The sequence below is a fragment of the Kocuria sp. CPCC 205235 genome, assembly GCF_040980905.1.
Classification (GTDB): Bacteria; Actinomycetota; Actinomycetes; order Actinomycetales; family Micrococcaceae; genus Kocuria; species Kocuria carniphila.
On the sequence record NZ_JAVKPR010000019.1, the window covers coordinates 1 to 14,907 of the forward strand.

Genomic DNA, 14,907 nt, shown 5'->3' on the forward strand with positions numbered 1-14,907 from the left:
GAGATCCTGGACTTCCTCGACGATCACTCCCGCTACCTACTGCACCTACGCACCCAATTAGCGTTTACCGGCGCCGACATCGTCACCACCATGCAGGGCCTGATCAGCACCTATGGGCCACCAGCCTCGACCCTGACCGATAACGGGCTGGTCTTCACCGCCCGCCTAGCCGGCCGCAAAGGAGGTCGTAACGGGTTCGAGATACTCTTAGAAGCCCACCACATCCACCAAAAGAACGGGGCACCGGGCCACCCACAAACCCAAGGCAAAATCGAACGCTTCCATCAAATGAACCGTCACGGGTTTGATGCCGCTTCCTTTCGATGAAGGATGAGGACATGCCCAAGAAGTACGACGCCGAGTTCAAGGCCCGAGCGGTGCGCATGGTGCGCGAGCACCAGCAGGACTATCCGTCGCTGACGGTGGCCTGTCAGCAGATCGGTCAGCAACTGGATCTGGGGCGGGAGACGCTGCGCAACTGGGTCCGTCAGGCCGAGATCGACTCCGGTGACCGGGACGGAGTCACCACGGCCGAGGCCGAGGAGATCAAGCGGCTCAAGGCCGAGAACAAACGGTTGCGCGAGGCCAATGAGATCCTGCGCAAGGCCTCGATTTTCTTTGCGGGGGAGCTCGACCCCCGCAATCGTTGATCGCCGGGTTCATCGATCAGATGAGGGCCGAAGGCTACGCGGTCGAGTCGATCTGCGCGGTCCTGCGCGAGCAGGGCGTGCCGGTCGCCGCGAGAACCTACCGCTCCTGGAAGCAGCCCGGTCGGCAGCCTGCCGCGCGCACGGTCAGCGACGCGGTGGTGATGGATGCGCTGCTGGCCACCGTGGGCACCCCGGAGGGCCTCTACGGCCGGCGGAAGATGACCGCCTACCTGCGCCGGTGTGGGCTGGCGGTGGCCCACTGCACGGTGGACCGGCTGATGCGCTCGCTCGGGCTGGCCGGGGTGGTCCGAGGCCGGCGGGTGCGCACCACGATCCCGGCCAAGGATGGGACGCGGGCGGCGGATCTGCTCAACCGCAACTTCACCGCCGCGGCCCCGAACACCGTGTGGGTCGCCGACTTCACGTACGTGCGCACGTGGGCCGGGTTCGTCTACGTCGCCTTTATCGTCGATGTCTTCGCTCAGCGCATCGTGTCCTGGAACGCGGCCACGACCCGCACGACGGATCTGGTGCTCACCTGCCTGCGAATGGGCCGGTGGGACCGGACCCGTCAGGGCCTGGTGCTGCCGGACGGGCTGATCCATCACCACGACGCCGGGTCCCAGTACACGGCGCTGCGCTTCACCGAGCATCTGGCCCTGGAGGGGATGGCGCCGTCGATCGGTTCGGTCGGGGACGCCTACGACAACTGCCTCATGGAGTCGATCATCGGCCTCTACAAGACCGAGTGCATCCGCCCGGGCCCCTTCCTGAAGGGCCCGCTGAAGACCGTCAGCGATGTCGAGTACGCCACGATGGCCTGGGTCGACTGGTACAACACCCGCCGGCTGCACTCCAGCCTCGGCAACGTCCCACCGGCCGAGTTCGAGGCCGCCCACTACGATCAGATCACTGCGTCCCCGCCGGAGACGCAGCCCGTATGAAGACGGCAGAGAAGCCGAGACGGTTCAAAATGCACCACATCGGAATGGGCATCGAAAACGCCCGAACCCCCGTACTCAAACTCGTCGACGACCTCCACCTACGCGTTATCAACGCCGCCACCGGTGAGCTCCTGAGAGAGCTCACCATCGACACCACCCGCAACTACCAACCCCTCGGACGACCCCCAGGACCACCACCCGGACAGCAAAAAACCCGGACCCCAAATAAGGGTCCGGGTTGTCGCTGATCTCCTGAGAGATCACACTGGCGGAGACGGGGGGATTTGAACCCCCGGTCCGGTTTAATCCGGACCCTTCATTAGCAGTGAAGTCCATTCGGCCGCTCTGGCACGTCTCCACGTTGTCATTCCGTTCGGGACAAGCCCGGCAAGAAAACAACGAAGGTTAGCTTATCGGTCACCTGAGCCGCGGGTCAAAGCCGCCGCTGCTCGGACGCCTATTCACACCGGTCAACGACGGCGCCGGCCTCCTTGCGCGCGACCGTACAACTCGTTCAATTGGTCGCTGACGGCATCCGATCCATACCGGGCACGAATATCCCGCGCCATCTCGTCCGGCGATGTCTTTCCGGGATCTTGATTCAGATCCTGGACGGCCCGCCCGAATGCCTCCGGTGTCCGTTCAGAGACCATGCGGCCATTGCGTTCCGTGATGAAGTCTCCCTGTCCTCCGCGGTCCCCCATGATCACGGGCCGGCCAGCGGCGAGGGCTTCAGCGGCGGCCACGCAAAACGTCTCGGATTTAGATGGAAGCACGAAAACCGTGGATTCAGCGAGGTCCTGCCACAGTTGCTCTGTGTTGCGGAACCCGCGGAAATCAACGTGGTCCCTGATTCCGAGCTCACCCGCACGCTCCTGGGCTCGTTCTCGCAGAGGACCGTCCCCGTCCCACACGAGCGAGGCATCGTAGCCTTGCTCTCGCAACCACGCCACGGTATCCACGGCCAGCAGGGCCCCCTTGTGCTCGGTGGCGGCCCCAACGGCGATGAGGCGCAGTGCGCCGTCGTCCGGAAGAGGCGTGACCTGCCGCGCGTGGTCGACCACGTTGCCGATCAGCAACGTAGCCCCGGGGCGGGCAAACTCCTCCAGCTTGCGGGTCATCAGGGTGCTCACGCCGGTGACAACCCGAGGTAGGCGCAGCACATGACGCAACCACGCGGTGCGTTCCCACAGCTGGTTCACGTGCTCCGGGAACAGGACTCCATTCCAATGCTCGGTATGCACCCACAGCGTACGGCCCACGACCGGCGCAGCGATGAGGGCCGATGAGAAAGCCATGGTGTGTACGACATCCGAGAACCGCGCCCACTTCCGGATCTCGGCCAGCGCTTTGACCATGGTGAGCGGCTTGCGAGGATCGAAGCCCACCCGGGTGACCACAGCGCCGTCGTAAGTTTCCTGGGTGACGGGCGAACCGTCGAGGAGCTGGACGTGGACCACGTGGACGTCGTGGTCGCGGGCGATGGCACGCACGTGCCGCGTGATGAACGGCGTGCGGAAGGGCGCGTCGTGCGTCGGATACCACGTGGAGACCACCAGAATTCGCATGGCCCCACTGTACCGAGCGTGTGTTTTGCACTGCCCCGTCACTGGATTGCGCGTGCCCCTCAGCCCCTTGACGGCCCCTTGTCCTAGACTCCCAATAATGACCACGCCCGCTGCAGCTCCCCGCGATCCAGGCCGGTGGCGGCGAATACTCTTCCCGCCGCCCAATCACGAAAACAAGGACAACCCCATCGGGTCCGCGTTCGCGTTGACGGTGATCGCCGTGTTCGTCCAGGGCCTCTCGCGCTTCGGCTACAGCTTGCTCATCGGCAACATCCTGGGCACGGAGAAACTGGGGCAGGTCAACCAGGTCATTGCCCTGGGACTGTTCCTGGTGCTCCTGTGGCCCCAGGCCTCGGGCACCGCGGCGTCCAAGTACATTGCGATGGCGCGGGGCAAGTCCGACGCCGATCAGCAGGCGTCCGTGGCTTTGTACACCTCCCGCAGCGCGTTCGTCGGCATGACGGTGCTGTCGGTGGCTGCAGTGTTCATCGCCATCTACGCGCAGGAACTCCCGCTCAGCTATGCGCTGTCGGCAGGGTTGCTCGTCATTGCGCTATCCGCCTACAACTTTGTGCGCGGCGTGCGCACGGGCAACAACCAGTTCGTGACCACCACGTTCTGGGACTGCATCAGCTCGTTGATCACGCTCACGCTGCTGCTCGTGGTCCTCCTGGCCGAGCTGAACCCGCTGCTGTTGCTCCCCCTGTGCTTGGGCTACCTGATCTACGCGATCCCTGCGTGGCCCAGGCGCGGTGGCAGCAAACTCTCGAAGCCGCTCAAGCGTGAGCTCCTCAAGTTCACCGCGTGGGGATCCATCAACATCCTCACGGCTGCCGGCCTGTTGCAGTTGTCGCTGATCATCGGCGGCAATTACGACAGCCAAGAAGCCATCGGCCATTACGCCGCCGCGCTGACCATCGCGACACCCGCCAGCATGCTCTCCTCGGCCATGATCGTGGCCCTCTCCCCCTCGGTGGCGCGCATGTTCAGCGCCGGGGACATGGCCGGCATGAAGACCCAGTTGGACGCGATCATGCGCACGATGGTCCTGGTCTTCCTGCCGATCTTTGGTGTCGGAATCCTGTGGGCCGAGCCGCTCGTCATGGTGCTCTACGGCGCTCGCTACGAAGAGTTCGAAGGCGCGATTCCGCTGCTAATCGTGCTGTTCTTCGCCGTCTCCACCACCAGTTTCAACGCCGCCAATTCACGCCTCAACGGAGGCGAGCACTGGGGCGTACGCACCCTGGCATTATGCAACGCAACCGGCATGGCCCTGGGCATCATCACCATGGTGTGGTGGGGCCCCGAACTGGGCATGATGGCCGCCGCCATCGGTTACTTGATCGGCTGCATTATCAGTTCCATGGTTCCGCTGATCATCGTGTGGGTTCACGACCGGATGCCATGGACCGGCGTGATGCTCCGGATCCTGACCGGTTATGCCCTCGCGCTGCTGTGCCTGTGGCTCACGTACCGCTACGACTCACTGCTGGTGACAATCGGGGCGTCGGTGGCCTTCCTCCTGGTCTGGTGTGCCATGTCTTGGCGCGACCTGGCTCCGCGTCTGCGCATGGTCACGGGCCGTTTCAGCAAGAAGTAGTCAGGAAGAATCCCGGTTAGTTGCCCCCGTGCCGCTTGGCAATGCGATCCCGCGCGGTTTGGACGGCAGCGGCAGCCATGAAACGCAACGGTGCGTCGCGCCCCAATGCGTGGGCGGGTTTGGCGGTGAGGAGCGCGGCGGGGTTGGCAAAACGACGTCGTGCGGCAAGCCCCGCTTTCAACTGGCCCTCCTCCTGTGTTTCCGAAAGCAGCAGGTCAATGACGTGCAGATCCGCCTTGGAAAAGTCACCCCGCGCACCGGGCACCGAATCGAGCAGGCGAGAAAGCGCTTCGCGTGTCCCCTGCGCTTCGTCCTGGGACCAGGTTCCGGCCTTCAGATGAGCCGACACTGCTTCGAACACATTGATGCGAACCACTTTGACGACGAATGCCCGGCGCAGCTCAAGCGCGGCTCCCTCGAACCACGGTTTGTCCAGGATTCGTACTGACGGTTCGAGCTGCGCGCGAACCGGGGACGGGGTTTGCGAAACCCGATCCGTGGCGTCCGCGTGCATCACGTACGTGGGTTCCCCGGGGGCATAGTCGATCCTGGCCGCTCCCGCGTACAAGCGCATGACAAACGCTTGATCCTCACCGGTGCTCGTCCCGAAGTCGAATTCGGCCCCGAGCCTGCGAACGGTCTCCACCCGTTGCAACCCGAACACGGAGGCCCGGTAGACCAGGCGATCGGCAATAGGATCCAAGTTGGAGGTGCGCCCGGGGCGGATCACGGGCGTGATGTCCGTTCGGCCGTTGCTGTGCTTCAGCCACGGAATCACCATGTCGCTGTGGCGCTTCTCGGCGATCTTGACCCAACGGCCAACCGCTCCGGGCTGATAACTGTCGTCGCTGTCCAAGAAGCAGATGTACTTGGCATTGGTGTGCTCCAACCCCGCGGTCCTGGGGGCTGCAGCAGTCGCCCCTTCGGCTGGAGCCTCAATGATTCTGACGTGATCCAGTTGCTCTTGGGTCAGCATGCCCCGAACCTGTTCCGTGGAGAGGTGATGTGCCACCACGGTAATGACGTACTCCCCCACGGACAGCGGTTGGACGCCAAGCCGCGCGGAATCCACTGCCCGGCCGAGCGGCCGTGAGAGTGAATGAACGGGGATCACGACATCCACGAGAGAACGAACCGATGATTGCTGCATGATCAGCAGAATAAAACAGATTTCCGCAAATCAACCCTGTGAGGCCAGAGCGAATGGCAGAACATTCGTGGCGCCCGCTAACCGCAGTTCACGTGCGGCAACGGTGAGGGTCCATCGGCTGTCCACGAGGTCGTCCACCAACAGGATGGACGGCTGCGGTTGTTCCCGTAGGGCCTGCGCAATCTCGGGCGGAACGGAGAACCGGCCCCACACTTCCGCCAAACGGTAGGCGCTGTTGCCGCCGTGACTGCCGCGCGGAACTTCCTGGTCGAGTTGTAGTGCACCCAGGAACGGCAAATGTCCTGCCGTCGCCAGCCCTTGAGCGAGAGACGAGACCAATTCCGGGCGCGACAGGGACGGCATGGCGACCACTGCGGTGGGGCGGACGGACCAGTCCCACTGGGCTAGCACTCCGATGCACGCACGCCCCAGGGCAGCATCGACAGTGGTGTCCATGGGCTGCCCGTTGTCATCGTTGCGGAAAATCTCCCGCAGCCGCTGACCCCAACCCAGGTCCGTAAGCCGGGCTAGTGACCTGCCTCGGTCCGCACGTTCTTCTTCCGGGATCTTGCCCTTGATCTGGATGCCCAACCGGTCCATGCCGCTGGGCCATTGGGCACGCGGTTCCAGGGGAGCACCCGCTCGGTGGAGTGCGCTGTCTGCGGCCGCGGAGGCCTCCTTGTGCACGGTGGTGGCATACCAGGCACCGGCGCACACATCGCAACGACCACATGGCTGAGCCGTTCGGTCATCGAGTTGCTGGGCCAAGAACTGCATGCGGCACTCGGTGGTGAATTGGTAATCCATCATGGCCTGCTGCTCAGCTATACGAGCGCGCCGCACCCGGTCGTAGCGAGGGGCGTCGTACTCCCACGGCCTGCCCATGGATTGCCACCCTCCAGAGACACGTTCCACGGCACCGTCCACGGCGAGCACCTTGAGCAGCAACTCCAGCGGCGTGCGCTTGATGTTGACCCGAGTTTCCAAGGCGGCGACCGACAGCGGCCCTCCGTGTTCGGCCAGCGCTGTGAGCACGGCCCCGGATTTCTCCTCCGTGGGCATGGACGCGGTGGCGAAATACTCCCAGATCTCCCGGTCCTCGGCACCCGGCAGGAGCAGAACGTCTGCGGTGTCGGTCGCACGACCGGCGCGGCCCACTTGTTGGTAGTAGGCCACCGGCGAGGAGGGCGCACCCAGATGCACCACGAACCCCAGGTCCGGTTTGTCGAAGCCCATGCCCAGCGCGGACGTGGCCACCAGGGCCTTGACCTGGTTCTCCTTGAGCGCTGTTTCCAGTTCTTCACGTTCGGCCGCGTCCGTGCGTCCGGTGTAGGCCACGGCAGTGTGGCCGGCCTCGGTCAGGGCTCGCGCGGTGTCCTCCGCCGCTCCAATGGTCAGTGCGTAAATGATGCCGCTGCCCGGCAGTTCGTTGAGGTGTTCGATCAGCCACGCCAACCGGGTAGCCGTGGAGGGTAACCGCAGCACACCCAGCCGAAGCGATGCCCGCGACAGTGGCCCCCGGAGTGTGAACACTTCTTGCTGATCTCCAGCTCCCACGCCCAGTTGTTCTCGGACATCCTGAATAACTCGCTCATTGGCCGTGGCTGTGGTGGCCAAGACGGCCACCGACTCGGGAAGCCGTCCCAGCAGGTCCTTGATCCGGCGATAATCCGGACGGAAATCATGTCCCCAGTCAGAAATGCAGTGGGCCTCGTCCACGACCAGAAGACCGAGCTGATCCACCAACTGCGGGAGCTGCTCGTCCCGGAACCTGGGGTTGTTCAAGCGCTCGGGCGAGACCAGCAGAACATCGAGTTCCCCTCGTTCCAAGGCAGCGGTGATCTCTCCCCATTCCGTGGGGTTGGCGGAGGAAATGGCCGCCGCCCGGACTCCTGCTCGGGCCGCCGCCGCCACTTGGTCACGCATGAGCGCCAGCAGCGGGGAAATGATGAGTGTGGGCCCGTGCCCCTGCGCTCGCAGTAACAGCGCGGAGATGAAGTACACCGCGGACTTGCCCCAGCCGGTGCGCTGGACCACCAGGGCGCGACGGCGATCCCGAACCAGTGCGGAAATGGCATCGAACTGGCCGGAATGGAATGCCGCCTCAGGAGTGTTCGTGAGCGCGCGCAGGTAATTCACGGCCTGCTCATACAGCTGACGGTCGATTGTCTCCGATGCCTGGTTCATGCCAAAAGTCTCTCAGCGCGATCAGACACGCATAAGCAAGGGGGTGTGAGTGGCCGGAGGCGGCTGGAGACAAGACATGGGCCATTCAATTGGAAGGCGCCCGCCGCGCTCATGTTTTTTCCCCCGAAGAAACACGAGCCCGGCGAGCGCGTCCACCGGCAGAGCCGGTGCGGATCAATCCGCTGGTGAAGCCAAAGCCCCCGCAATGACTTCTATGCGTTACTCCCGGGTGAATAATTGCGCTTTCACGCCCCCCAGCGTTTCGACGCGTTCACCGTACTTGGAAGGACAGGTTCGGGCCCCCCTGGCCAGAACCATTGATTGCTTCCCGGTACTTGAAGTAACAACAGTATGTAAGCATGATTTCCGCTCGGTTGCCAGCACGATTTCAACCGCATCACACGTGCTGTCCTCAACCCTGGGGTGCCCGTTTGCACTAGCAACCAGGGTTTCGAGGTCTGTAGGGGACGTGTCACCTACTAACCCCCGGTGCGCCGTGGCGCAAAGAGGGGACACGTCAACTTCACCTACGTCCCCCCAAAGACCCACAGAAAAAGTCACTCCTGCGCGCCGCCCAGGGAATCTTACGCAAGCGTGAGCGCCCCGTGGGGAGGGGCCCGGGATGCGCGGCTTGGGCGCATGCGTGTTTACCATGGTCTTCTGTCCTCAACATGTCGCGGAGATGAAGATGAGCCGAACAGGCGCCCCTCGAAAGACAGCGAGTTACGCAAAAATCGGAGCGCTGGCGCTGGCCGCCGGAATGGCACTGACCGGCTGCGGTTCCGACTACCCCTTGGGTGAGGAACAACGCAGGGCCGCCGAACAGGGTGACACCTCACTGTCGGGCATCCTCACGGGCATTGGTTCATCGGCTCAGAACGCGGCCATGCAAACGTGGCGGACCGGGTTCGAATCCAAGTACCCCAACGCCAACGTGCAGTACCTGTCAGCCGGTTCAGGCGCGGGTCGCTCCGCGCTCGCGGGCGGTGGCACGGACTTCGCGGGGTCGGACGCGTACTTGGATGAGGAAGAGCAGACCGAGGTCACGGACACCTGCGGTCCGGGCGGGGCCATCAACATTCCCGTCTACATCTCCCCCATCAGCGTGGCCTTCAACCTCCCGGGTATTCGGGAATTGAACTTGGACGCGCCCACGATCGCCAAGATTTTCCGACACGAGATCACGCGGTGGAACGATCCTGCCATCGCGAATCAGAACCCGGATGTGAGCCTGCCTGACGGCGTGATCACCCCGGTCGCCCGCGCCGATGATTCCGGGACCACGGAGAATTTCACCGACTACCTTGAGGCCGCCGCGCCCGAGGTGTGGACCGATGAGCATGACGGCGGCTGGCCCAATTCGCTTCCCAGCGAGCGCGCCCAGGGCAATAACGGTGTGGTCACCGTGACGAACCAGACCGAGGGCGCCATCACGTACGCGGACGACTCCCTCGTGGGGGAATCCCTGGGCAAAGCAAGGGTGAAGGTAGGCGATGAGTACGTGCCCGTGACCGCCGAAACCGCAGCCACGGCCGTGGGAGTCTCTTCCCGAGTGGAAGGTACCGGCGAACACGACATCGCTCTGGACATCGACCGCACCCCCGACGTGCCGGGCGCTTACCCCGTGGTCCTGGCCTCATACCACGTGTTCTGCACGAGCTACAGTGACCCCCAAACTCTGGAGCTGATCAAGACCTTCGGGCATTACGTGGTCAGCCCCGAGGGTCAACAGCTGGCGGGGGACTCGGTCAAGAGCGCGCCCCTTCCCGAAAACCTCACCAGGGAGGCTCAGGAGGCTCTGGACTCCATCACGCTGCGGTAGTGCACGCCATGCCGCGTTCCCGGAATGAGTGGCCACGCGGCCGTGTTCTGTGAGTGATGGGTATTCCACTTTCGCTCCTCGACCGGTCCCGCACCCGCCAGGGACACACCGATTCCGCCGCTTTGCACCAAACGGTGGAACGAGCCCGGCGCGCAGAGGCGGCCGGGTATCGGCGGTTCTGGGTGTCCGAGCATCACGGAGTTCCCGGGGTCGCCTCGGGGACCCCGGCCTTACTTGCCCAGGCGGTTGCCGCCGCCACCAGCACAATTCGTGTGGGGTCCGGCGGAGTAATGCTGCCCAACCACCGCCCGATCCTGGTCGCCGAGGAATTCGCGGTACTCACAGCCCTGCACGGCGAGCGCTTCGATCTGGGGCTCGGTCGCTCCCTGGGCTTCACCAAACCCGTGCGCGAAGCACTCGGCGCGTTGCAGGCTCGGCCGCGAGAATTCGCGGCGGCCATCGAGGAGGTCCGTGAGTACTTGACGGGTGCGGGCAACATCACGATTCGCCCGGCCGACACCGGCCATATCCCAATCTTCGTGCTGGGCACCGGCACCGGGCTGCAGATCGCAGCGGAGCTGGGTCTGCCCGCAGTGGTCGGTGGGCCATTGCTCAGGTCAGGCCCGGAGGCCTTCGACGCGTACCGCTCCGAGTTCCGCCCCAGCTCCCAACAGGCCGAGCCGTATTTAATTGTCTCCGCCGAAATCTTCGTGGCCGAGTCGTCCTCGGAAGCTCGCGCACTCGCTGTGCCGGAAGCCTGGGCCATGGCCCAATCTCGCCTCACCGGGTCCTTCCCGCCGCTCCTGCCGACGACGTCGCTCCCCACCCAGCGCACGGGTCGGCAAGATCGCTACGTGGCCGAATCTCTAGCGACCGTCATCGCGGGGACGGAGGACCGGGTCGTGAGGGAGATCAGCGACCTGTTGGAGCGCACCGGTGCGGACGAGATCATGAGCACGGCGTCCACCTTTGACGTTGCCGCGCTGTACGACTCGGACGCCCGTTTGGCTCGTGCCGTGGCTGCCCTATAGTCCGCGTTCCTTGCCCGGCGCGGGGCTGCTGCCATCAACCAACCCGCTGGGCTCCCCCGCCCCGGTTGATACCACATGAACGAGCTGCTCCATCGGACCCTTCCCCCAGATCAAAGTCCAGGCAATACAGCCCGCCGTGACTCCCAGGGTGATCGGCCAGAACGGATCGAGCGCCAGGAATCCATGCAACCGGTGGATGTCGGAACCCACTCCCGGTGTGACCATGATCCAGATGCCCCAGACGAGCAGGTGCGCCGTGTATGCCGTCAAAGGCATGGACCCGATGACCCGTACCGGCCACAGAAGCCAGCGCAGCGACGTCGTCGCGGCGAGAACGGACACCGCGAGGACCGCAAGAGCGAAACCTCCCGAGCCGAACGCCTCCCCCACCCCGTTCGAGTGGGGGTCGTCGCGAAAAACCGACAGTGCCCAGAAGGTCGAGCCGGCCGGGAGATCCGCCCCATAGCGAGCAATCACCTGGTTGCCTACCGGGCCGAGCACCGCGTAACCGAGCACCGAGAGTGCCACCCCGGACACGAGCAACAACACCGTGGGGCCGATTCCGCGGCGGATCACCCGCCCCGCGATGATCCCCGCGGCCACGAACGCCAGCCACACCACAAAGGGGTAATTCCACCCGAGCACGTCGGAGACGAGTTCCGCAGCACTTCCCCGTTCGGGTTGGCCCCCGCTGTCGATCAACGCGACGACAAATGGCGCGACAGCCGCCGTGAGCGCCGCCGTGATGGCGAGTGCCCGCCCGGACCATGTGACCAGGAACGCGCCGATCATCAAGAGGAGACCGTAGGCCGGAAGCACCACAAACACAGGGATGTCAAGGCTGAGCAGAAGCAGCCCGAGGGTCCAGATGAGTACCGCGCGGATCATGATGGGCTTGCGTTGGGCGCGCGCCGCATCGTGTTCGCCGGCTTGCGCCCGCATCCTGGAGCCCATGAGCCCCAAGGACACACCGGCGAGGGTTGCGAACAGAATGGCGGACCTGCCCTCGACCACCCCGAGCCAGGTCTGCGGTCGGGACCATTCCAGGGATGTAACCACAGTGAGGTGAGCCACGTACATGCCCAGGATCGCCAAGCCACGGGCCAGATCTATGCCGGGGATCCGACCCGGAGATTCCAACCGGGCCACGTTCTGCTTCACGCGCTGTGACATGCTGCGTGGCGGCGATGCTGCGGACGGTGGCATACATCCATCATGGCGCACCGGGAGGATCACATACTGCTGCATGGGTCGCAATGAGGTCATGATCTAGCCTGAGGAGCATGCCTTCCTCCGATCGGGTACCCCCAGAAATCCTCGACCTCGCCCGCTCGGCACGGCGGGTGACGGTTCTGACCGGAGCAGGGATGTCCGCCGAGTCCGGTGTTCCGACCTTCCGCGATGCCCAGACCGGACTGTGGGAGCGTTTTGACCCGGTGGAACTCGCCACCCCGGAGGCCTGGGAGGAAGACCCCGCCCAGTGTTGGGCCTGGTACGCGTGGCGCGCGTCCCTCGTGCGCGGCACCGAGCCGCACCCCGGTCACCTGGCACTTGCGCAATGGCAGGCTTGCCCCGGTATCGATCTGCGAATTTCCACCCAGAATGTGGACGCCCTGCATGAACGGGCGGGCGCTACGGTTCTCGCCCACGTCCACGGCGACCTCTTCGCCCTGCGCTGCGCCGGTTGCGGTGCCCCCGCCGACACCGGTTATCCGCCCATTACGGAACCCGTGGCTCAGCTCGACCCACCCGCATGCCATCAGTGTGGTGGACTGGTCCGCCCCGGTGTCGTGTGGTTTGGCGAGGCCCTGCCGGAGAGGGCGTTCCAGGACTCTGTCGAGGCCGCGCAAGAAGCGGATCTCGTGCTGGTCGTGGGCACCTCGGGCCTGGTGTACCCCGCCGCGAGCATCCCGGACTTCGCCGGTGCACGCGGTGTGCCCGTTGTTGAAATCAACCCCCGGGTCTCGGAGGTGTCGGCCAGTGCGGACCACACCTGGCGTGCCACGGCCGGTCAGGCGCTACCCGCGCTGGTGAGTGCCCTAGGGTAAAGAATGGGTCTGGTTATCGCGACATTGGCGCAAGATCCACGGCTCGGCGCATCAAAATTACACTTGCCCAGTCCCGCATCGCACCGCGTCAAACCATCAGCGCTCCAACCGCTCATTGCAGTGCGGCGGGGGCTTGGTCACCCCCAACAATTCCGAGGACGTTGCGGGTTACTCTTGGGACATGCAGAACCAGCTACCCACGCGCAAGCAAGTGAAGAAAGCTGGTTCCAGGATTCGCGCCTATCATCGTGGAGATTTGCCCCACCACGATTACGAGCTTGCTCTTCGAGTAGTGGAGCAGTACCGCGCATGTTTCAGCTCTCCGACTGTGAACGTCAACAACTGGTTGCGGCGCTATGCCCGGGATGTTGGCCTGCCCGTGAAGGTGTCTCAGAGACTCAAGAAGGTTCCCACAATCATTGAGAAACTCACTGCGCGGGAGACGACGCTTAATCTCCTCACGATGCACGACATCGGTGGCTGCCGCGTAGTCCTTGATGACCTAGAATCTCTTAGGCTGTTCGAGGCTTCGATCAAGGATCGCCGCCAGAGTCAAATACTCCGTGTACTTGACTACGTGGAAATCCCCCGCATCTCGAGGTACAGGGCAGTACATATAGTCCTTAAGACGCAACCCAGTGGGCTGCCCGTTGAGGTGCAGTTAAGGACTCAATCCATGCATGAGTGGGCCGAGACTTCAGAGGGGTTCTCCAAAGATTTGGGACGCAACTTCAAGCAGGATGGTGATCATCCAGTCCAGGAGTTCCTCGCCGTAGTGGCAGATATCTACTTCTTGACCGATATGAAGAAGCCCATACCACATGATCTTCAAAAAAGGTACAGTGAGACTCTAAGTGAGGCACGGAGGTCTATGCATGTTCTTCGTGCCGCCCAGGGGGTGCAGCAGGAGTTGCCCCTCGATGAAAGGATCTAGCTATGGCTAAGGCGCAGCCCATTCGCCACTTCTTGCTGGTGTTTGACCATGCCCACGGCAAGTTGGTGCACCAAGAAGACTTTGGTTCTGACGTGGCCAGAGCAACCACTGCGTACTCCGCGATGGAGCAACAGCACCAGGACGAGACGCAGATTGATGTGGTCTTGGTGGGCTCTGACTCGTTGGAGACCATCAAATTTACTCATGCCAACTATTTTGAAGGCGCCTCTCAATCTCTCATGAAAAAAGCTATGGCCCTGAGCTTCTAGCTACGTTTCCAAGTCTTCTTCGAAGATCAGGAAGTCCCCATCCGCACCTGTGGATGGGGATTTCTTATTGACGCTCTGATCCGAGTGTCATAGGCATGTCGTTCGTGCAAGGTTCCACCCATAAACATGGGCTGAAAATTCGCGCGAGCACCCTGGTCGCGCATGAGAAAGGCCCGAACCTCAAGCAATGAAAACAGTGCGATAAAGGTTCGGGCCTTGCGCCTGAGGTGCACCTCGCTGGGTGGTTCTCAAACCCGCGCAAGCCCCTCATGACGCTGATTCGCCGGGTTCTGAGGGGAACGCGGCGCTCGGTGTCGCGTCCTGAGCGTCAGCCTATCGAGGATGTGCGCGGCCCGGTCACGAAGAATTCGCCTCGTCCTCAAACCCGTTTGAGTGTCCCGAATCGGGCTGCGCTGGCGGAGCAGTACGCCAAGGGAGTACCGGTCGACAAGCTGGTGCGGCGGTTCGGGATACATCGCACGACTGTGCATCGGCTCGCTGCACAGGCAGGTGTCGCGGTGCGTCGTCGTGGTCTGGATGAGCGCGGGCGTCGAGAAGCTGCGCGGCTGTACGAGAAGGGCATGACGCTCGAAGAGGTCGCTGCCAAGTTGGGTGTCGGTGACGAGACGGTGCGCTCTGCGGTCGTCACTTCTGGCGGGACGATTCGCCAACGTGGCCGCCGTCCGTCTCTCTAGTCAAGTTCG

Annotated in this window: 12 protein-coding genes, 1 tRNA gene and 1 pseudogene; 9 read left to right on the forward strand and 5 right to left on the reverse strand. The window is 63.6% G+C overall.

Annotation, left to right across the window (positions count from 1 at the left end; genetic code table 11):
- Both RF638_RS12210 and RF638_RS12215 read left to right on the forward strand, forming a co-directional pair.
- A pseudogene (locus RF638_RS12210) lies at window positions 1-288 on the forward strand (IS481 family transposase); the annotation flags it as partial.
- A gap of 50 nt (window positions 289-338) precedes the next feature.
- Window positions 339-1,594, forward strand: a protein-coding gene (locus RF638_RS12215; protein ID WP_136342081.1) for an IS3 family transposase whose coding sequence is annotated in 2 segments (ribosomal slippage) — window positions 339-612 and window positions 612-1,594 — 1,257 coding nt in all. Because the reading frame shifts where the segments join, the coding sequence is not laid out codon by codon here.
- Between the two features lie 266 nt (window positions 1,595-1,860).
- On the opposite strand, the gene RF638_RS12220 is transcribed toward RF638_RS12215, so the two are convergent.
- A tRNA-Ser gene (locus RF638_RS12220) sits at window positions 1,861-1,952 on the reverse strand.
- A gap of 112 nt (window positions 1,953-2,064) precedes the next feature.
- Window positions 2,065-3,162 carry a glycosyltransferase gene (locus RF638_RS12225; protein ID WP_315279724.1) on the reverse strand — a complete coding sequence of 366 codons (1,098 nt, stop codon included), beginning with the start codon at window positions 3,160-3,162 and terminating at the stop codon, window positions 2,065-2,067.
- 97 nt (window positions 3,163-3,259) lie between these two features.
- Here RF638_RS12225 and RF638_RS12230 point away from each other — a divergent pair, with 97 nt between their 5' ends.
- Window positions 3,260-4,762: a lipopolysaccharide biosynthesis protein gene (locus tag RF638_RS12230; protein ID WP_129700794.1), complete on the forward strand. Its 1,503-nt coding sequence runs from the start codon at window positions 3,260-3,262 to the stop codon at window positions 4,760-4,762.
- Between the two features lie 16 nt (window positions 4,763-4,778).
- Here RF638_RS12230 and RF638_RS12235 read toward each other — a convergent pair whose 3' ends face one another.
- Both RF638_RS12235 and RF638_RS12240 read right to left on the reverse strand, forming a co-directional pair.
- On the reverse strand, window positions 4,779-5,912 hold the full coding sequence (locus RF638_RS12235; RefSeq protein WP_095797739.1) for a glycosyltransferase: 1,134 nt from the start codon (window positions 5,910-5,912) through the stop codon (window positions 4,779-4,781).
- Between the two features lie 30 nt (window positions 5,913-5,942).
- Entirely contained in the window at window positions 5,943-8,099 is a 2,157-nt protein-coding gene (locus RF638_RS12240) for a RecQ family ATP-dependent DNA helicase (RefSeq protein WP_368842134.1), read from the reverse strand.
- Between the two features lie 682 nt (window positions 8,100-8,781).
- Here RF638_RS12240 and pstS point away from each other — a divergent pair.
- On the forward strand, window positions 8,782-9,921 hold the full coding sequence (gene pstS / locus RF638_RS12245) for a phosphate ABC transporter substrate-binding protein PstS (RefSeq protein WP_238663130.1): 1,140 nt from the start codon (window positions 8,782-8,784) through the stop codon (window positions 9,919-9,921).
- Window positions 9,922-9,977: 56 nt separating this feature from the next.
- Window positions 9,978-10,952 (forward strand): MsnO8 family LLM class oxidoreductase, encoded by a 975-nt coding sequence (locus tag RF638_RS12250; RefSeq protein ID WP_129700790.1) that lies wholly within the window; start codon window positions 9,978-9,980, stop codon window positions 10,950-10,952.
- Here the strand turns inward: RF638_RS12250 and RF638_RS12255 are convergent.
- On the reverse strand, window positions 10,947-12,125 hold the full coding sequence (locus RF638_RS12255; RefSeq protein ID WP_158222926.1) for a heparan-alpha-glucosaminide N-acetyltransferase domain-containing protein: 1,179 nt from the start codon (window positions 12,123-12,125) through the stop codon (window positions 10,947-10,949). The genes RF638_RS12250 and RF638_RS12255 overlap by 6 nt on opposite strands.
- A gap of 110 nt (window positions 12,126-12,235) precedes the next feature.
- Between RF638_RS12255 and RF638_RS12260 the strand changes: the two genes are divergently transcribed.
- The 4 genes from RF638_RS12260 (at window position 12,236) to RF638_RS12275 (ending at window position 14,898) form a co-directional block, all read left to right on the forward strand.
- Window positions 12,236-13,000, forward strand: coding sequence for an NAD-dependent deacetylase (locus tag RF638_RS12260; RefSeq protein ID WP_368842136.1), 765 nt, complete (start codon window positions 12,236-12,238; stop codon window positions 12,998-13,000).
- Between the two features lie 181 nt (window positions 13,001-13,181).
- Complete coding sequence (locus RF638_RS12265) at window positions 13,182-13,934, forward strand: RelA/SpoT domain-containing protein (RefSeq protein WP_368842137.1); 753 nt, start codon at window positions 13,182-13,184, stop codon at window positions 13,932-13,934.
- A gap of 2 nt (window positions 13,935-13,936) precedes the next feature.
- Window positions 13,937-14,203: a hypothetical protein gene (locus RF638_RS12270; RefSeq protein ID WP_129700788.1), complete on the forward strand. Its 267-nt coding sequence runs from the start codon at window positions 13,937-13,939 to the stop codon at window positions 14,201-14,203.
- Window positions 14,204-14,472: 269 nt separating this feature from the next.
- Window positions 14,473-14,898 (forward strand): hypothetical protein, encoded by a 426-nt coding sequence (locus tag RF638_RS12275; RefSeq protein WP_368842139.1) that lies wholly within the window; start codon window positions 14,473-14,475, stop codon window positions 14,896-14,898.
- The last annotated feature ends 9 nt before the right edge of the window (window positions 14,899-14,907 follow it).